Below are 19,205 nucleotides of genomic sequence, written 5' to 3'. Positions count from 1 at the left end.
AATAGTGACACTAAACAACGATCTTATAAATTATGAGCTTATAAATTATGAGTCTGTAAATCATAATCTTATAACGTATGACTTTAACACACTGCGACAGGTAGGAGCCGCTATGTATTCAATCAGCCAAGCAGCAAAAGAAACGGGGTTGTCAGTCAAATCGATTCGTCATTATGAATCTATTGGTTTGATTAGCACACCGCCAAGGGGAGAAAATGATTATCGTTTTTACACTCCAAAAATATTAAAACAACTACATTTTATCCATAAAACTAAGTTGGCAGGGTTTAATCTAAAAGAGTGTAAAGCATTATTAGTACTCGGTGAGGATGAAAACAGAAGTAGCGCAGATGTAAAAAAGATTGCCTTAGAGAAAATTAAGGAAATCGAGATGCGTATTCAACAGCAGCAAGCGATTGTTAATCAATTAACCAAGATCACACAACAGTGTCACGGCGATCAACATTCGCAATGCAGTATTATCGACGCATTTAGTTAAACCTTTTCAGCTTGTATTGATCCTATTGCCATCTAGGCTTGTACTAAAAGTTAATAGCATAAAAAACCCAGTTCAAACTGGGTTTTTAAACCAATGTAACAAGCCACCAGCTCTGTTATTGCTTGGTTTCGCCTAATGGTACTGATTCATCGATAGCACCTGCATTCGGGTCGTTAAATACATCAATGTCCATCTCCCCTTCTGACTTCGCAACAATACAGGTGACCACACTGTCACCAGTAATGTTAACGGCAGTGCGGATCATATCCAACAATCTATCAACCCCAAGGATCATGGCGATACCTTCAACTGGCAACCCCACTTGATTCAGTACCATAGCGAGCATTATTAAACCGACACCAGGTACACCTGCGGTGCCTACTGAGGCTAAAGTCGCGGTCAGAATAACAGCCCCATAATCTGAAAGACTTAAGTGAATATTAAAAGCCTGTGCAATAAAGACGGTGGCAACACCGTGCATGATGGCAGTCCCATCCATATTAATGGTGGCACCCAGTGGAATGGTAAATGAGGCAACTTTATTATTAACCCCTAGACGCTTGGTTGCTGTTTCTAGGGTCACAGGAATAGTTGCATTTGATGAAGCTGTTGAAAAAGCAAAAGTGATCGAAGTTTCCATCTTTTTGAAAAACGTGATTGGATTTAAACCAGTGAATGTTTTAAAGAAAATACTATAGGTCACAAAAGCATGCAGTAACAAGGTAGCACTTAATACTAAGAAGTAATTGATTAAATTGAATATGGCTTCTAATCCAATTTCGCTAAATAGTTTTGCCATTAAGAAAAACACCCCGTAAGGCGCGATGTTCATCAACATAACAACTAACTTCATAATCACTTTGTTGAAGTCATAAAATAAGCTTGCAATGCGCTCGCCCTCTGGGCCTGAAACACTAATAGCAATACCGAACAAAATTGAAAATACAATAATTTGCAATGTATTACCTTCAGCCATAGAGCTAATAGGATTGGTTGGAAACATGTTAATAATAACGTCTCCCAACGATGGCGCGTCTTTAGTGGAATAGCTGGTTGCCTGCGCTAGATCGACACCTACGCCAGGTTCAAAAATATTAGCCATCAATATAGCAAGTGTTATCGCGATAGCCGTCGTGACTATATAAAATGCTAAGGTTTTTCCACCTAAACGACCTAATGTAGAAAGGTCTTTTAAACTACTTGTTCCACACACTAATGACACAAAAATCAATGGCACTACGAGCATTTTAAGCGTAGCGATAAAAACTTTACCGCCAACATAAAAGATACCGTTTACAATATAATCTTGAACAAATACAACATCAGCTAATAGACTGCGGATCAAAAATCCGACCAAAATACCTAAGCCCATTCCTAACAATACACGCTTAGTTAATGACATTTTATTTTTGCTTGTTGTTGGTGTTACTGCGGGATTTACTGAAGGTGTTATGGTCATATTACTTCCCTGCTTTTCATTACGTAATCCTTTACTTTTCAAAACATTAAAAATTAAACATTAGGCTTCAATCTATACCTCATCGTTAAGTACACACGCAAGGCAAATTAACTACTCATAGGTTCGCAAAATAAATGTAGTTTAAGCACATAATTACGACCTAAGCAGTTTGTTGAATTTTGCAACTTGAATGGTAATGGGTATAGATCACAATTCTACAGAAATGACGACATTTTAATACTTTTTAATCTTCTAACATAAAATCAATATCAGCCAATTGAACACCATTAACTAGGATAGCAACACTATGTTGGCCACTGTAATATTGTCTTGTAGAGATATTTTTAAAACTGAATGATTTATTAATTAGCTTGTTATCTTTATTAATAACCGCCTCCGAGAGTTGGAATATCTTACGGGCTTGTTGTCCATTTTTTTTCATAAAATCAATGGCAAATTCGATTCTTAATTTATTCAAGGGCAAGGATTTTTGATGGACCAGATGACAAGAGAAAGTAAAAACCTCCCCCATCGACACTGCTTTGTCTGCCTTAAAATTAACTACTTCGATATGTTCTGGTGGTAAAAAACCAAATAACGACAATGCAGTTGGGTGGGCTTGCTTTAATAAGCTTCGACATGCGTGTTTTATTAAACGTTTTGTCTCTGTAGTTTTACTTTCAGCTAACCACTGTTGTGCTAAGTTAACCACAATCAAAGGGTGGTCCTTGGCAATATCATTGAGATTATTAGCCACACTTCGTCGTACATATTCACTATCATCATTTTTTAATGCCTCTAAAATAGGCAAGATGAAGTTGGGATCTTTTTTGAATTCAGGTAAAGCCATTGCCCAAGGTAATCGAGGTCGGCACCCTTCCGACGCTAAACGACGTATATGACTATCATCACTATTACACCATGTTAATAACACCGCTTGCATCTGTTGCGGGTATTCAACAATAAAAGGCCGTACCGCAAACTCCGCACTGGCAAACTGGGTTATATAAGAGAGAGCCTCAATAGACGCTGAAAATTCATGCAATCCATAGCATTCCACAAAAGCAGGAATAAACATACCTTCGTAACTTGTAAAATGGGGCGCTATTTTTTTAATAATCGCTAAGGTTTGTAAGTAGTCGAGATCAATAAACAGGTTTAATTGATGCGCAAGGTGTAAAGTCCGCGCTTTAAGCTCTTTATCTGCCCATTCTTCGTTAAACACCGCTTTGATAAATTGGCTTTTTTGTAATGATGGATAACCTTTTTCAACAACATCAGCAAGGTGCGAAATATAATCTGGGTTATAGACATCTTTTAATAAAGCAGCCATGTTGTTCCTATTTTATTTAGTTAGTTGTTTAATTGGTTGTTTAATCGGTTGGATGTTAAGTTGGTCCTAGATTAGCATAATAAGTGCAATTTCTTAGATTGGATGTTCAACAGTTTAGTGGCATAAATAATAGAGATGGTGCGGGAATGAGAACGAGGCCAATTTATTCACATCTATGACCTCATACTGATTACTGATTACTGATTACAAAATTAACTCACCAAAATGGAAAACACAGAACTGTCCTGTTTCCATCTTGTTCCAGGCTTCATCTTTAGTGAGCGGCCGCGTTGCAATCACAGTAACAATATCACTATCAGAAGTTTCCTCTTGAAAATCAACAATCATGTCTTCATCGATTAACTGTGCTTTACCAAAAGGAGCACGTCGTGTTATCCAGTGTAAATTATTAGTGCAATAGCACATCACGTACTGACCATCGCTCAGCAACATATTAAAAACACCTAATGATCTTAATTGATCTGCATAACTGGCTATTTTTTTAAAGATTAATCGCATATCAGTCGGTTGTTCAGGGAAGTCTTGATGTAGCTTGTGCAAAATCCAACAAAAGGCACGTTCACTGTCAGTTTCTCCAACAGGGCAAGCGTGCCCCATTTCTAAGCTTTCGTATCCAGTAAGTTGTCCATTATGAGCATAAGTCCAATTACGTCCCCATAGCTCACGAATAAAAGGATGTGTATTCTCTAAATTAACACCACCTCGATTTGCTTGACGGATATGGCTGATCACCGATTTACTTTTAATTGGATATTTTTTAACAAGCTCTGCAATTTTAGAGTCACAGCTAGGATTTGGATCTTTAAAACTACGACAGCCTTTGCCTTCATAAAAGGTGATTCCCCACCCATCTTTATGAGGTCCGGTTGCACCGCCTCGTTTCACTAACCCACTAAAGCTAAAACAGATATCAGTTGGGACATTGGCACTCATGCCTAATAATTCACACATTGTTTAACCTAAGCCATTTTCTTTTCAATTAAATAGATCAAAATATGAATGATCTTAATATGTATTTCTTGAATACGATCAGCATAACCAAAGTGTGGCACTCGAATTTCTACATCCGCAAGACCCGCCATTTTACCACCGTTTTTACCGGTTAATGCGATCACTTTAATGCCTTTACTTTTTGCAACGTCAATGGCCTTTAGAATATTAGTCGAGTTGCCACTGGTCGATAAACAGAATAAGACATCCCCAGCACGTCCAACACCCTCTAAATAGCGCGCAAATATTTGTTCAAAACCATAGTCATTGCCTACACAGGAAATATGACTAGCATCTGAAATTGCAATCGCTGGGTATGATGGGCGATGTTCACGGTAACGTCCCGTTAACTCTTCCGCAAAATGCATGGCATCACAATGAGAGCCGCCATTACCACAGGCTAATACTTTGCCATCATTTTTAAAAGCATCAGCTAATAATGAAGCCGCATCTTCAATATTTTGTAAGTTTTGTTGTTCCGATAGAAATGCGGTTAACACCTGTTGAGCTTCTTGTAGCTCATCTTTAATAATCGATAAATTCATAGTACCTACTTAATTGGATTGATTGATAATCATCAGCTCAGAAAACGTAACCATCAATATTTTATTAATTTATATTTATTAACTTATATTGTTCAACTTACGAGTGAGCGCTCGTATTTCTCCATGATACTGTGAGATGTAAAGTCAGCAAGGAAAATCTACAACTTCAGCCGACGCGAGAAGTTTATTCTTAGCTTAAAATGACGAATGGCTATAAATTAATTAAATGTACTTCGTCAGTTTCAGCTGTTTTTGCAAATTGATTTTTTAATACTTTTTTTGATTCCATATAAATTTCACCATTTTGAGCAATGGTGAAATGGTCTGGCTCAACATTAAACTCTTTTTGGTAAGCCATCACCAACTGTAGCGAGTGTGCTTTTTGCTCCTCGGTAAGTGGCGCACCATCTAACCATTTCCCTGTTTCTACGGCTGTTTTTAGCTTTTCATAAAGCTCTGAAGATATATTTTTTGCATACTCATTGATATTTGACACAGACTTTACCCGTAACTAGTTTAGTAATGTGAAGCAAGTATATTTATTTACTTAAAATTATCTAGTGATGATTGCGCAAGCATGAATATTTTTGCCATAGATCGGCTTTTTATAACAAACAGCAGTTGAATGAGAATCATAACAAAAGGGTTTTGAACAATGGACAAACCTAAAACATAATACAAGGGATAAGCTGAAAGGTGGATATCTTGCGGGGACTTATATTCAATGAAGCGAATACGATTTATCACCATCAAAAACGCCTTAAACTTTTAGTTATCTATTATTAACAATAATTAAGATAAAAAATGTTTAAGGCGTTTTTATAAGTTTTATATTCGCATAAGAAGACTTTATTTTTTAGCTATTAATCTCTTAATTTAGCTTTAAATAATAAAATAGAGTGTGCTTTTGCAAATACAGGACTGACTACTTTTTTAGGATCTTCAATCAACTCTCCGCTAGGACAGTTAGTATCCATTACTTCATACCAATCTTTATTGTCAGGTAACTCAGGAAGTTGACAAGCAATTTGATAAGTTGATGCATTCAAGATTAAATGCCAATGTTCACCAGCAGGATCCGCTTCTTTTAACTCTACAGCAAGAGCTTGTGAGTTAGAGGCATGCCAATCAGACTGTCCCATCACATAACCATCTGGATGATACCATTGCACTTGATCACTCACTAACTCATCGTCATTTAATATCAAATCACCAAATAAACGAGAGCTTTTACGTAACGCGATCAATTGAGAAGTGAATTTAAATAAGGCTAAATCTGCTTTACTTTGGTCCCAGTTAATCCAACTAATTTGGTTATCTTGACAATAAGCATTATTGTTACCAGATTGATGATTACCCATCTCGTCACCGGATAGAAAATGCGGTGTGCCTTGAGATAAAAATAATGTCGCAATCATATTACGTTTTTGTTGCTGTCTTAATGTGTTGATACGCGCATCTTTAGTTGGCCCTTCACAGCCATAATTAGCTGATAGGTTATGGCCATGACCATCTCGATTGTTTTCACCATTGTCTTGGTTATGACGGTCTTGAAAAGACACCATATCATCCAACGTGAACCCATCGTGATAACAAATATAATTAACGCTAGTGGTATTAGTACGTAGTCCAATTGGAAAGAAGTCATGTGACCCTAGAAGACGCATTGCCACTTCAGAGACGATCCCGGTATCACCTCGCCAAAAAGAGCGCATGGTATCGCGATAGCGATCGTTACACTCTTTCCATTGTTCAGGGAATGCGCCTAAACGGTATCCGCCCGGTCCAATATCCCAAGGTTCAGCAATCAAAATTACATCACTTAACACAGGATCTTGTAATAATGCTTTGAAAAAGGCACTTCGCTCTGTAAAGCCTTGTGCTTCACGCGCTAAGGTAACCGCCAAGTCAAATCTAAAGCCATCAACTTGCATTTCTGTTACCCAGTAACGTAATGCATCCATAGTGATCTTTAATGACCAACTAAAATCTAAATTAACCGTATTACCACAACCAGAGTGATTACTGTATCGCTGATAATCAAGCCCCAGTTTACTGTTTTCAAAGGTATAATATTGTTTATTATCAAAGCCTTTAAAACTCAGAATTAAACCATCACTACCTGATTCTGCAGTATGATTAAAAACAACATCTAAAATAACTTCAATGTTAGCTGCATGAAGTTCACGCACCATAGTTTTGAACTCAGCAATCGCATCATATTGGGCGTAACGAGTTTCAGGTGCAAAGAAGTTGATTGGGTTATATCCCCAATAATTGGTCAACCCTAGTTTTTTTAAACGTGGTTCACTGACAAAACTAAACACCGGCATGATTTGTAAACTGGTCACGCCAAGAGATTGGTAATGTTTGATGCTTTCAGGGTGTGATAAACCTCGATACTTGCCGCGCATTGGCAAAGGAATATTGGGGTTGGTTCGAGTAAAACCTTTAGTATGCACTTCGTATAAAATACGATGTTGTTCTTCTATTGCAGGTTTTTCTACATTCTGCCAATCAAAATGGTCATCAACCACCACTGATTTAGCTACATAGGCATCATTATAATCGCTTTGTGATTGCACAAAACTGTGTTGAATTTTACTTAGGCATTTGGTGTATGGGTCAATTAATAAGTTTTTATCATTGAATAACAGCCCATTTTTAGGTTGATACTCACCGTAGACACGGTAACCATACATCTGCCCGGCCGTTACACCTTCTAAATAAATATGCCAAAGATGTGAATGAGCAGGTATGAGAAAAAAACTATCAATTTGATTTTCATTTTTATCAAATAGACATAATTCAACACGCTTCCCTTCCTGGCAATGCACTGAGAAGTTGCAACCTTGTTTGTCTAAGGTTGCTCCTAAGGGATAGTTCTTCCCCGTAAAACTAACAAATAGATGCTCTTTAGCATCTATTTGTGTAGCCAATTCCATTTTTTTTCCTGACACTTACGATCCTTTTTTCTTCAAATACACTGTCGATAATGGAGGCAAGTTTAACACAATAGAATGATCTTTACCCTGCCAAGGGTAATCTTCACTATTAAAGACACCCATTTGGTCTCCCATTTGGTAATTACTACCCCAATAATATTCACTATCAGTATTTAAAACGACTTCGTACTGGCCGGCTTCATCAACGGGTAGACGGTAACGCTCACGCGGTACAGGTGTGAAGTTACTCACACAGATAACATGTTCGGTTTTAGCAATGTTATAACGAATAAACGAAACAACGCTATTTTCACCATCACTGTGGTCTAACCAAGCAAATCCCTGTGGCTCATAGTCAGATTCATACATTGCACTGTGACTTTTATAAAAATGGTTCAAGTCACAAATAAGTTGTTTTTGGCCCTTATGTTTATCATAAGATAATAGGTCCCAATCTAAACTTTGGTTATGGTTCCATTCACGAGCTTGCGCGATCTCCCCGCCCATAAAGTTTAGCTTCTTACCAGGGTGGCCGTACATATAACCCATATAGGCACGCAAGTTAGCAGCACCCTGCCATTCATCACCAGGCATTTTTTCTAACATACTTTTCTTACCATGTACGACTTCATCGTGTGATATTGGTAAAACAAAATGTTCATTGTAGTGATAAACCATCGCAAAAGTCATTTCATGGTGATGATATTTACGGTACATAGGATCTTGCTGCATATAACTTAATGTATCGTGCATCCAACCCATATTCCATTTGAAGCCAAATCCAAGTCCGCCATCAAAAGTAGGCTTTGAAACACCAGAGAAAGCTGTCGACTCTTCAGCAATGGTCATTGCGTGAGGATATTGTTTATAAACTTCTTCGTTAAACCATTTTAATAAGCTGATCGCTTCATAGTTATGATTCCCGCCATCAACATTCGGTACCCACTCACCCTCTTCGCGCGAGTAATCCCAATACAACATAGAGGCAACGGCATCAACACGTAATCCATCAACATGGAATTTATCAAGCCAAATCAAAGCACTTGCAACTAAGAATTGACGCACATTGTCACGACCAAAATCATAGATATAAGAGTTCCAATCTGGGTGCCAACCACGACGTGGATCTTCGTATTCATAAAGTGGAGTACCGTCGAAGCGTGCTAATCCATGGGGGTCTGATGGGAAATGTGCAGGTACCCAGTCAACAATAACGCCGATGCCAGCTTGGTGACATTGGTCAATAAAGTATTTAAGATCATCTGCATCACCGAAACGACTGGTAGCAGCAAATAAACCTACCGGTTGATATCCCCACGAGCCGTCGAAAGGAAACTCTGAAATAGGCAACACTTCTAAATGTGTATATCCCATCTCAACTAAGTAAGGTAACAAGTCAGACGCCAATTCACGATAGGTGAGCATGCGTTCATGACCATTTTCATTTTTGCGTTTCCACGAGCCTAAGTGCACTTCATAGATACTCATGGCAGCGTAGCGTTTATCACCTAACTGCGAAGCACGCCATGCATCGTCATTCCATTGGTAAGCATCATGGTCAACCACAATTGATGAATGAGAAGGATATAATTCAGCTTGAAAACCAACTGGATCGGCTTTATGCGGTAAACGATTACCTAGTCCATCTTTGAGTTCAAATTTATAAGCACAACCAGCAGCTAAACCAGGAATAAATAACACCCAATGCCCGCACCAACTGCGTTGCATAGGATTACGCTGTCCATCCCAATGATTTTCAGCAGAAATAAGACTGACACTACTTGCATTGGGTGCATATACAATAAACCTAACACCACTAACTTCAACACCGTCAACAGTCACTGTTTTTAATTGAGCGCCTAACGTATGGTAAACATTTTGTGGCGCTTCATGCAAAGTAGATAAACCATCAAATGCAATCTCATGAAACTGATAGGGGTCGATGAATTGATGACTACCGCTTTTATATTGAGCATCTAACTGATAAACAAATTTATCGGTTACTTGCGGTAAGTTAATTTCAAATAAACCATCTTCGTAGACTTTTAATAATTCACCAGAAATACCGCTATCATCAAGAGCAGAAAATGAAACTGAAGTCGCATCAGGCAGCCAAGCACGTAACAAGAAACCATCACTAATTGGATTTTTAATTAACCCTAATTGCTCAAAAGGATTGGCTAATCGCGCTTCCTTAAGTGATCCTAAAAGTTCATGCTTTAATGGCATCGTTTTAATAGTTGCAGGCACTTTTGCAGCAACTGTTTTTTGATCAGATGTTGCTTTTACCGGTGATTTCTTTGGTGACACTTTCTTTGACGTTGTTTTTTTAGTCATTTTAAATACCTAATCCGAAGTTTATTTAGCCTAATGTCTGATTATTTAGATCTTGCTTCTGTCAAATCTTTCAATAGGCACTGAATAGCTGAGTCAGCAAAAATAGCGTCTAAATTTTTAGATAATTTCCGTTGCCAGTTTTTATATTCATCGCTTGTGCCAGGCACATTAACTGGTTGATCCATTTCTAAAAAATCTTCTAGCTGCAAACTTAACAATGAAGCACTGCCCGCCGCAAGGTGTTTTTGTAACGCAAAGTTCAATACTTGATCCATGCCAGTAGTATTGGCGTCTCGGTTGTAATTTTCAGGTAAACTACCATGCCCATGTAAGCTATCGAGAATCTGTTGCTTACACTCTACACGGTCGCGAAATAGCTTTTCCAACACAGCGGGGTCTGGATATAAACCTAAACTTTTTCCTAAATACAGATCTTCACAATGCCAATATCCTTTAATTGTCGGCATATCATGGGTTGATAACGTAGCCATCGCCTGTTGAATATAATGGGATGGGGATAGAAAACCGCCATCTTCAGCTTGCTCAAAGAAAAACACTTTATAAGAATAAACGCCGGCTTCTTTAAGTAGTTCATCCATACCATCAGGAACGGTCCCTAAATCTTCACCAATAACTAGACATTGATTACGCACACTTTCTAATGCCAATAAATTTAACATGTCATAAATATTGTAATAAATATAAGCACCACAACCAGCAGGTGCACCTTCAGGAACCCACCAAAGTCTTAATAGAGCCATCACATGGTCAATACGTAATGCGCCACAATGACTCATATTTGATTGTAGTAATTCAATAAAAGGTTGATAGCCAGTTTCATATAACTTATCTGGAGACAGCGGAGGTAGCCCCCAACTTTGACCTAAAGGACCTAAAATATCAGGTGGCGCACCAATACTAATATTTTCATAATAAAGTTCATGATTAGCCCATATTTCACTGCTATTCTTACTCACGCCAACGGCCAGATCACGATAAATACCTAGAGTCATGCCTAATGATTTTGCAAGTTCATCAGCTTCTGCTAATTGCGTTTCTGTGAGCCATTGGCAATAACACCAAAATAAAATTTCAGCTTCATTTTCTAAGCACCATTGTTGGGTTTCAGGTGTAGCGAATGATTGAAAAGCTTCCGGCCATACAGGCCATCCCCAAGCTTGCTCGTTTTCAGCCAAAAACTTAAACTGTAGAGCATCGAAAGCAGCTTGCTGCTTTAATGAATCGCCCTTTTCTTCTACAAACTTATTAAGTGCCTGCAAACGTAGATTATTTACCGATTGTCCATCATTTAAGGTTGCAAACAAGTCTCGTAATGCACTCAATTTTAATGCAGTAACATTCTCGTAATCTACCCATTCAGTCGCTCGCAGCGAACTTAATTGTTGCTGAAAATCACTGGTTGCTAATTTATCTTTTAACGTTTTGCAATGTTCAAATTCAGGAACCGCATGAATATCGGTATAAAGGATATTTAACCACTTACGTGATGAAGGACTGTAGGGACTCGCATTGTTAGGTTGTGCAGGGCTAAGCGCATGGATTGGGTTTAAGCCGATAAAGTCGCCACCGCTTTGTGCTGTTTTAGTCAATAATGACTTCAAGTCTGAGAAATCACCAATCCCCCAGTTATTTTGACTTTTCAAACAATATAGTTGAACACTCGTGCCCCATAGTTTTTTACCTTCTTGCATCGCCTTCGGCGTAAAACAAGCACTTGGAGTAATAATTAAAGCCATATTAGCTAATGGTTCATCATTACCCTGTTCCAATAAATTGAGTTGATGATAACCGATGGCTAACTCAGTGGGTAAAGTAACTTGATATAGTTGAAATTCAACATCACCTATATCTTTATTACCTAATAGTGGGAAATCTGTTGCAGTAATTGTTGTATCTATTTGTTGACCATCTTCCGTGATGATTCTGTAAATAAGAGGATCGGTAACAAAATCAATAGGCAGATGCACCTCAAGTTGATATTCCGATGCCTGCTGTTGCACTGATACAGGAGCGAGTAGTCTCAACCAATGTTGTGTTTCTTGTTCTTCATAATGTGCAGATAGTGCTTGCTCATCCGAAGCATCAAACCCCATATGATTGATAATATTTTTAATACTTTCATCAAGAACAGTTGCAGGCGCCCCCCACGCATCAACAAAATTTGGATCAATCCCTTTTAATTGCATAAACGACTCTAATGCAGAACTATTCATAAAACACCTATGTATGGTTAATTTATCGCTAGATTTTAATATTAAAAATGAATGTGTAACAAAATAGATAAAATTTATAACGAATTCATCAGTGGATAATAACTTAATCAAATAGTTATTTTACTAAAAATATTAAATCTTATGCATGTTTATAATTTACTTTTCAAAACCATATCAAAATTTGTTTCACTTTTATATTAACAAGCTTCGCAAATGATTTAGCTCACTAATTTAAATAAACAATATAGTAGAATGAATAAAACATAACTGAACTTCATACAATTCATGACATAGGGAACAAAAATGATTTCACATTTGAGACTTAACACAACAAAAACTCTCTCTGAACAGGTTTCACTTCAAGTGGACAGTAAAGGCTTTGAGTTTATTATTATTAATCACCCCAAATTTGATGCTGCATTTACCTTACATGGCGCACATTTGATTCACTTCCAAGTAAAACAGCAAGCACCGCTTATTTATTTAAGCAAAACGGCTTTGTTTGATGATAAAAAAGCAATTCGTGGTGGTGTGCCTGTTTGTTGGCCTTGGTTTGGTAATACCGAAGAAAGCCTTAGCAAAAAATTACCAGGGCATGGCTTTGCTCGTACCAGCAAGTGGGCTGTATCAATTATCGATGAGACATCCGATGCAATTGACCTTGAATTCACACTATCAGCTAATGAAGTAACTAAAGCGATTTGGGATCATGATTTTACATTAACGTTGAAAGCTTCTTTGTCTGACCACGTTGAACTGTCACTAATTACCCAAAATACCGGTACCGATACTTTCAAGTATGGTGGTGCTTTGCACTCTTACTTATGTGTTGCTGATATCACTCAATGTACTATTGATGGTTTAGCATCGACTTATTCTGATTCCTTAGATGAAGGAAAACAGAAGAATGCAGAAAAAACATTACCTATAGATGGTCCTATTGATTCAATTTATGCAATCAACGAAGGTGATGTTATTGTTAATGACGCAAATAATGAACGTAAAATAATAGTGACTAACACCGGTAATGACTCTGTGGTAGTTTGGAATCCGTGGATAAAAGGTGCAATTGCATTTGCTGATATGCCAGATGATGGTTACCAAACAATGATGTGTATTGAATCAGCAATTACTTCAAAACAAGGTGTATTAGTTGAATCAGGGCAATCTCACACACTAAAAACCGTGATTAAATAACGCACTGTTATTCATAAAATGAAATTTACTAACAAAAAAAGAATAAAAAGCACCAATATAGTGAAATAAAAGTAATCATATTATTACAGTTAGGTATTGACTTATTGAAATCGCACTTTAATCATGGTTTTTCTTTATTTTCTCTAGAATTGCCCTTAATATGCTCGTGTAATTTAATTACTGTGATACCAGTTCAAAAAAACACACTAATTTTTAATTAAATACTTTAAAAGGTTTAATCAAACAAAAAATGTGTTTTCAGAGCTTATAACTTGACTAACATCAAGTCGTTGGCGTTTTTGACGCTTATAATGATGACAAGTTTAAAATCAAACCTCCATAAGGAACAATAAAATGACAATTAAAGTAGGTATTAACGGCTTCGGTCGTATCGGCCGTTTCGTATTCCGTGCATCATGTGAACGTGATGATATTCAAGTTGTTGCAATCAATGACTTAATCGACGTTGAATACATGGCTTACATGCTTAAATATGACTCAACTCACGGACGTTTCAACGGTACTGTTGAAGTTAAAGACGGTAACCTAATCGTAAATGGTAACACTGTACGTGTAACTGCAGAGCGTAACCCTGAAGATCTAAAATGGGATGCTGCTGGCGTTGACGTAGTAGCTGAAGCAACTGGTCTTTTCCTTACTGACGAAACAGCTCGTAAGCACATTACTGCTGGCGCTAAAAAAGTTGTTTTAACTGGTCCTTCTGGTGACGTACCAATGTTCGTTAACGGTGTAAACTTTGCAGCTTACGCTGGTCAAGATATCGTTTCTAACGCTTCTTGTACTACTAACTGTTTAGCACCTGTTGCTAAAGTACTTAACGACAAATGGGGCATTGAATCTGGTCTAATGACGACTGTTCATGCAACAACTGCTACTCAAAAAACTGTTGACGGTCCTTCAATGAAAGACTGGCGCGGTGGTCGTGGTGCTTCTCAAAACATCATTCCATCTTCAACTGGTGCAGCTAAAGCTGTAGGTAAAGTTCTTCCAGAACTAAACGGTCTTCTAACAGGTATGGCTTTCCGTGTACCAACTGCTAACGTTTCTGTTGTTGACTTAACTGTTAACCTTAAAACAGCTGCTACATACGAAGAAATTTGTGCTGCAATGAAAGCTGCTTCTGAAGGCGAAATGGCTGGTGTTCTTGGTTACACTGAAGATGCTGTTGTTTCAACTGACTTCAATGGTGAAACATTGACTTCAATCTTCGACGCTAAAGCTGGTGTTGCACTAACTGACAAATTCGTTAAAGTTGTATCTTGGTACGATAACGAAATCGGTTACTCAAATAAAGTTCTAGACTTAATCGCTCTTATCTCTAAATAAGTTTGTTTAAATAGAATTTATAAAAGCCTGCCTAGTGCAGGTTTTTTTGTATCTGTAATTTATGTTAAAGCTAACTTCTTGTAGTTGGATCTTGCTCCTATTACGAAATCTAACGGTTTAACATTACATAAAAACAAAGTTCTAAACCTAATCTCACTCCTATAGCAAATGACGCTAAATAAGTTTAATTAGTTAGCATTATAAAGCCTACCTAGTGCAGCTTTTTGTATCTGTAATAGTATTAAAAACGAGTTAAAGCTAACCCTCGGTAAGATAACCAAAGCAGTTACTCAAACAAAGTGCCATATCTAATTTCAGCTCTATATGTAAATACGCTAAATACTCGCTACAAAATTTACGGGATATAATCGTGCTTTTATCGTTTAAAGTTGCTTTTTTTATCTCTAAATCTAAGTCGTTATTGACGACTCATTCTTGAAATGAACGCATTTAACTTATTCTTAGAATAAAAAATCACTCGAATGACATTCATGACACATTACTGTTTACCCATTATTAAAATGTTTTACATGAAGAAAAATATTTAAAAAGACAAGTTATTTTTAGTGCTTTAGTAACCAAACTGTAATTAATACACTAAAAGATGAAAGTGAGACCATCTAAAGCAACATAAAAATAACATTGAGCAACATTCAATAACATCTAACAACGTCCAATAACAGAACAGTCACTTTTCAGATCAATTCTCACGATTCATCAACAAAACGGTCATATACAAAGAGCATCAGCTTAATTGTATTGAAAAATTATGATTGTTTCGTAAATACTTATTATTCAACCGCATTAAGTTCAATTGATTCGCTTTTTAGGATCAAATTAGCCACAATATAACAACTGAACATTTTGGATATAAGAATATGAATCAAGCATCTCCAAGCCTTTTTTGGCACGATTATGAAACATTTGGATTGAACCCTGGCACTGACCGCCCTTCTCAATTTGCAGGAATTCGAACGGATCTTGATTTAAATATTATTTCAGAACCTTACGAGTGGTATTGCCGCCCACCGAATGATTATTTACCTGCACCAGAGGCCTGTTTAGTGACAGGAATAACGCCTCAACATGCTTTACAACATGGTGAATTTGAAAATCAATTTATATTCAACATATTGCAACAATTCCAACAACCTCAAACCTGTGTTGTTGGTTACAACAATATTCGTTTTGATGATGAAGTTACACGCTTTACTTTGTACCGAAATTTTCACGATCCTTACCAAAGAGAGTGGCAAAATGGCTGTTCGCGTTGGGATATTATCGACATGGTACGCGCATGTTATGCCCTTAGGCCGGAAGGTATTGAGTGGGTATTTGATGACAATGATGCACCAAGCTTTAGGTTAGAGTTATTAACTAAAGCAAATGAGATAACTCATCAACAAGCACATGATGCAATGTCTGATGTTTATGCCACGATTGCGATGGCAAAACTGATCAAGGACACGCATCCTAAATTATACGAATATTGTTATAGCCTGAGACAAAAAAATAAAGTTTTAGAACAACTTAAGCTCGGCACTTTTACACCATTAGTGCATATTTCCGGCATGTTTTCTGCGCTACAGGGTTGTTGTTCTTATATTCTTCCGATCGCGCAACATCCGACAAATAACAATGCGGTTATTGTGCTTGATTTAAATAAAGATCTTTCACAGTTGGCTGCTTTAACGGTAGAACAATTACAAACCTATTTATATACCGCTACGGATGATTTACCTGAAGGTATTAATAGACCTCCTATAAAGCTTATTCATATTAATAAATGTCCAATCGTCGCTAGTGCAAAAACATTAACCGCAGAAAGAGCTAAAGAATTGGGTGTCGATGCTAAACAATGTCGCCTTTCTATGGACTTTTTCTCGGCAAACAGACAGCTAGTAGAGAAGCTGATATCAGTATTTAATACTGATGCCAAAATTAATAAGGAACAGCAGCCAGAGCAAAAACTCTATTCTGGTGGTTTTCCAACGGCTAATGATAAACAACAAGCAAAAACGATTTGTGCTCTTTCTCCACAGCAAATAGTCAATCATGAAGTTAATTTTGACGATCCTAACTTGGCTACACTTTGGTGGCGATATAAAGCGAGAAATTATCCTCAAACGCTGACGATTGAAGAGCAACAAAAGTGGGCTAGACATAGAGAAGCTTATCTGATTGATCATACTAATGACTATGTAGAACGTCTTAATATCTTGGCGATCGAGCATCAACATAGTGCTGAAAAGATAGAGATCTTACAAAAACTGGGACATTATCTAGAGTTTTTGAATGAAAATGGTTAAAAAATAACAAAATTACTCTACAATTAATGATTAACAGCAAAGTGCTGCAATTGTCATACTAGGATTAAGAAGATCAAGGAGCGATCAAGTTGAGTATGTGGTCTGGATTAAAGTTACCTTCAGTAAAATTAACAATATTGGTGCTAAGTTACTTAGTCACTCCAAGTGTTAGTTTTGCTCAAGATAATAACCAAAATCAACTACAACTGGATTACCAGTTAAGCATGAAAAAAGTTAATTTTTTGGAGAAGCCCTTCTCTTCATTTTATTATATTTCAGAAGCAACTTATCACTACCTCGATTCTGCATTCAATGGTTTTTATCAACGCATAACTTTCGACACTTCTATCAAAGACAGTACCTTTAAAAAAAGTAAACAATACGAAATAATTTCAGTTCCGTTCATTTCAAATAACAGCCAATTAGTTCAATTTGAGATATTTGGAAAGTTCTCTGATCCTAGTAACGATAATCATCGAGATATGTCACCAGGCCGTACTTTATATGAATATATTGAAAACTCCGAAGCCCTCGATATTTATAATAGTGAACTATCTCTTGGAGCCGGTATTAGCTTTCAAACATCCCCTTACAGTAAAATCAAAGTATTGATTTCTAATAGAAACCTACCAGGTTACGGTGCAAGCCAAGCTTTAATTGGTTTCGAATCACGCTTTTAACTTATCTTCCCCCTCTAAAATACAACTTATCTCAAAAACCTATATGGTATAACAAAATTTCACTTCCCCATTTACAAACATTAGATATGCTATCAAGAACTAATTATTAAATAACCCAACGGATAGGAACATCATTATGAGTAAGATTTTTAGCGATAATTCACAAACCATCGGTCATACGCCGTTAGTACGTTTAAACAATGTGACTACAGGTAATGTATTTGTAAAGGTTGAAAGTCGTAACCCAAGTTTCAGCGTTAAAGATCGCATCGGCGCTAACATGATTGATGCAGCGGAAAAAGATGGCACATTAACTAAAGGTGTTGAATTAGTTGAAGCAACAAGCGGTAATACTGGTATTGCACTTGCATTTGTTGCAGCTGCACGTGGTTATAAAATCACCCTAACAATGCCAAATACAATGAGTATTGAACGTCGTAAATTATTAAAAGCATTAGGCGCAAACTTAGTATTGACTGAAGGTGCACTAGGCATGAAAGGCGCAATCAATAAAGCGGAAGAGCTAGCAGCATCTGCGCCAGGAAAATACTTAGTTTTACGTCAATTTGATAATCCTGCTAATCCACAAATCCACGAACAAACGACTGGTCCTGAGATTTGGAATGATACAGACGGTGAAATAGATGTATTTGTAGCAGGTGTGGGTACTGGTGGTACGATTTCGGGCGTTAGTCGTTACATCAAAGAAACTCAAGGTAAAGCGATTATTAGTGTGGCAGTAGAACCAACAGATTCTCCGGTTATATCTCAAACATTAGCTGGCGAAGAGATCAAACCAGGTCCGCATAAAATACAAGGTATTGGCGCAGGGTTTATTCCTAAAAACTTAGATATCTCATTGATTGATAGAGCTGAAGCGGTAAGTAATGAAGATGCAATCTCAATGGCTCGACGCCTAATGGAAGAGGAAGGTATCCTTGCTGGTATTTCTTCAGGAGCAGCGGTTGTTGCCGCAGCACGTTTAGCTGCTCAACCAGAATTCAAAGATAAAAATATTGTCGTAATACTACCTAGTTCAGGTGAGCGTTACTTATCAACGGCATTATTTGCAGGTCTATTTGACGGCGAAAACTTTGCATAAAACGTAGAATAATATGTGACTTTATGATTTTACAAAGGTACTTTTTAGTACCTTTTTTTTTACTTCCAATATCCCTACAGGTCGCATAGTCCAAAAAACATACAAACACACGAATAATACCTTGTTTTCATCACCTATTCAGAGAAAATCATTGACCTTATCTGTCTTATTTAGGATCATGAAATCCAATTTTTTAATTGTTATAAT

General features: G+C 37.2%; 14 protein-coding genes. 6 read left to right on the top strand and 8 right to left on the bottom strand.

Going from position 1 to position 19,205, the window contains the following annotated elements; all coding sequences use genetic code 11:
* Positions 1-112: 112 nt before the first annotated feature.
* Positions 113-499 (top strand): Cu(I)-responsive transcriptional regulator, encoded by a 387-nt coding sequence (cueR, locus tag MT391_RS12865; RefSeq protein ID WP_166372489.1) that lies wholly within the window; start codon positions 113-115, stop codon positions 497-499.
* A 115-nt stretch (positions 500-614) separates the two neighbouring features.
* Here cueR and MT391_RS12860 read toward each other — a convergent pair whose 3' ends face one another.
* From MT391_RS12860 to malQ, 8 genes are all read right to left on the bottom strand, one after another.
* Positions 615-1,958 (bottom strand): dicarboxylate/amino acid:cation symporter, encoded by a 1,344-nt coding sequence (locus tag MT391_RS12860; protein ID WP_499498386.1) that lies wholly within the window; start codon positions 1,956-1,958, stop codon positions 615-617.
* A 244-nt stretch (positions 1,959-2,202) separates the two neighbouring features.
* The gene (locus MT391_RS12855) at positions 2,203-3,291 is read right to left on the bottom strand and encodes a DNA alkylation repair protein (RefSeq protein WP_499498385.1); all 1,089 of its coding nucleotides are present in this window, start codon (positions 3,289-3,291) and stop codon (positions 2,203-2,205) included.
* 204 nt (positions 3,292-3,495) lie between these two features.
* Positions 3,496-4,263: a class II glutamine amidotransferase gene (locus MT391_RS12850; protein ID WP_499498383.1), complete on the bottom strand. Its 768-nt coding sequence runs from the start codon at positions 4,261-4,263 to the stop codon at positions 3,496-3,498.
* Positions 4,264-4,271: 8 nt separating this feature from the next.
* On the bottom strand, positions 4,272-4,847 hold the full coding sequence (gene lpcA, locus MT391_RS12845) for a D-sedoheptulose 7-phosphate isomerase (protein ID WP_499498381.1): 576 nt from the start codon (positions 4,845-4,847) through the stop codon (positions 4,272-4,274).
* Positions 4,848-5,058: 211 nt separating this feature from the next.
* Positions 5,059-5,343, bottom strand: a complete 285-nt coding sequence (locus MT391_RS12840; RefSeq protein ID WP_166372484.1) for a DUF1315 family protein — start codon at positions 5,341-5,343, stop codon at positions 5,059-5,061.
* 367 nt (positions 5,344-5,710) lie between these two features.
* Positions 5,711-7,807, bottom strand: coding sequence for a glycogen debranching protein GlgX (glgX, locus tag MT391_RS12835; protein ID WP_499441907.1), 2,097 nt, complete (start codon positions 7,805-7,807; stop codon positions 5,711-5,713).
* Positions 7,808-10,021 (bottom strand): 1,4-alpha-glucan branching protein GlgB, encoded by a 2,214-nt coding sequence (gene glgB / locus MT391_RS12830; protein ID WP_499441989.1) that lies wholly within the window; start codon positions 10,019-10,021, stop codon positions 7,808-7,810. It abuts the gene before it with no gap.
* 149 nt (positions 10,022-10,170) lie between these two features.
* Positions 10,171-12,363 carry a 4-alpha-glucanotransferase gene (malQ, locus tag MT391_RS12825; protein ID WP_499498379.1) on the bottom strand — a complete coding sequence of 731 codons (2,193 nt, stop codon included), beginning with the start codon at positions 12,361-12,363 and terminating at the stop codon, positions 10,171-10,173.
* Between the two features lie 303 nt (positions 12,364-12,666).
* On the opposite strand from malQ, the gene MT391_RS12820 reads away from it, so the two are divergent.
* The 5 genes from MT391_RS12820 (at position 12,667) to cysK (ending at position 18,998) form a co-directional block, all read left to right on the top strand.
* The gene (locus MT391_RS12820; RefSeq protein WP_166372482.1) at positions 12,667-13,560 is read left to right on the top strand and encodes a D-hexose-6-phosphate mutarotase; all 894 of its coding nucleotides are present in this window, start codon (positions 12,667-12,669) and stop codon (positions 13,558-13,560) included.
* Positions 13,561-13,914: 354 nt separating this feature from the next.
* A complete protein-coding gene (gene gap / locus MT391_RS12815; RefSeq protein WP_166372481.1) occupies positions 13,915-14,907 on the top strand; it encodes a type I glyceraldehyde-3-phosphate dehydrogenase in 993 nt (330 codons plus the stop codon).
* Between the two features lie 878 nt (positions 14,908-15,785).
* Positions 15,786-17,216, top strand: a complete 1,431-nt coding sequence (sbcB, locus tag MT391_RS12810; protein ID WP_499498377.1) for an exodeoxyribonuclease I — start codon at positions 15,786-15,788, stop codon at positions 17,214-17,216.
* A gap of 89 nt (positions 17,217-17,305) precedes the next feature.
* Positions 17,306-17,896, top strand: coding sequence for a hypothetical protein (locus tag MT391_RS12805; protein ID WP_166372479.1), 591 nt, complete (start codon positions 17,306-17,308; stop codon positions 17,894-17,896).
* Positions 17,897-18,032: 136 nt separating this feature from the next.
* Positions 18,033-18,998: a cysteine synthase A gene (gene cysK, locus MT391_RS12800; protein WP_166372478.1), complete on the top strand. Its 966-nt coding sequence runs from the start codon at positions 18,033-18,035 to the stop codon at positions 18,996-18,998.
* Positions 18,999-19,205 lie beyond the last annotated feature (207 nt).

This window comes from Vibrio sp. 1-Bac 57, assembly GCF_037546855.1.
Classification (GTDB): Bacteria; Pseudomonadota; Gammaproteobacteria; order Enterobacterales; family Psychromonadaceae; genus Psychromonas.
The sequence above is the reverse complement of the archived record's forward strand: the minus strand, read 5'-3'. Positions and strand labels throughout refer to the sequence as shown.

Excerpts from the sequence above, each read along its gene's own strand:
- cueR (WP_166372489.1), top strand. The coding sequence starts at position 113 with ATGTATTCAATCAGCCAAGCAGCAAAAGAAACGGGGTTGTCAGTCAAA.
- MT391_RS12860 (WP_499498386.1), bottom strand. The coding sequence starts at position 1,958 with ATGACCATAACACCTTCAGTAAATCCCGCAGTAACACCAACAACAAGC.
- MT391_RS12855 (WP_499498385.1), bottom strand. The coding sequence starts at position 3,291 with ATGGCTGCTTTATTAAAAGATGTCTATAACCCAGATTATATTTCGCAC.
- MT391_RS12850 (WP_499498383.1), bottom strand. The coding sequence starts at position 4,263 with ATGTGTGAATTATTAGGCATGAGTGCCAATGTCCCAACTGATATCTGT.
- lpcA (WP_499498381.1), bottom strand. The coding sequence starts at position 4,847 with ATGAATTTATCGATTATTAAAGATGAGCTACAAGAAGCTCAACAGGTG.
- glgB (WP_499441989.1), bottom strand. The coding sequence starts at position 10,021 with ATGCCATTAAAGCATGAACTTTTAGGATCACTTAAGGAAGCGCGATTA.
- malQ (WP_499498379.1), bottom strand. The coding sequence starts at position 12,363 with ATGAATAGTTCTGCATTAGAGTCGTTTATGCAATTAAAAGGGATTGAT.
- MT391_RS12820 (WP_166372482.1), top strand. The coding sequence starts at position 12,667 with ATGATTTCACATTTGAGACTTAACACAACAAAAACTCTCTCTGAACAG.
- gap (WP_166372481.1), top strand. The coding sequence starts at position 13,915 with ATGACAATTAAAGTAGGTATTAACGGCTTCGGTCGTATCGGCCGTTTC.
- sbcB (WP_499498377.1), top strand. The coding sequence starts at position 15,786 with ATGAATCAAGCATCTCCAAGCCTTTTTTGGCACGATTATGAAACATTT.
- cysK (WP_166372478.1), top strand. The coding sequence starts at position 18,033 with ATGAGTAAGATTTTTAGCGATAATTCACAAACCATCGGTCATACGCCG.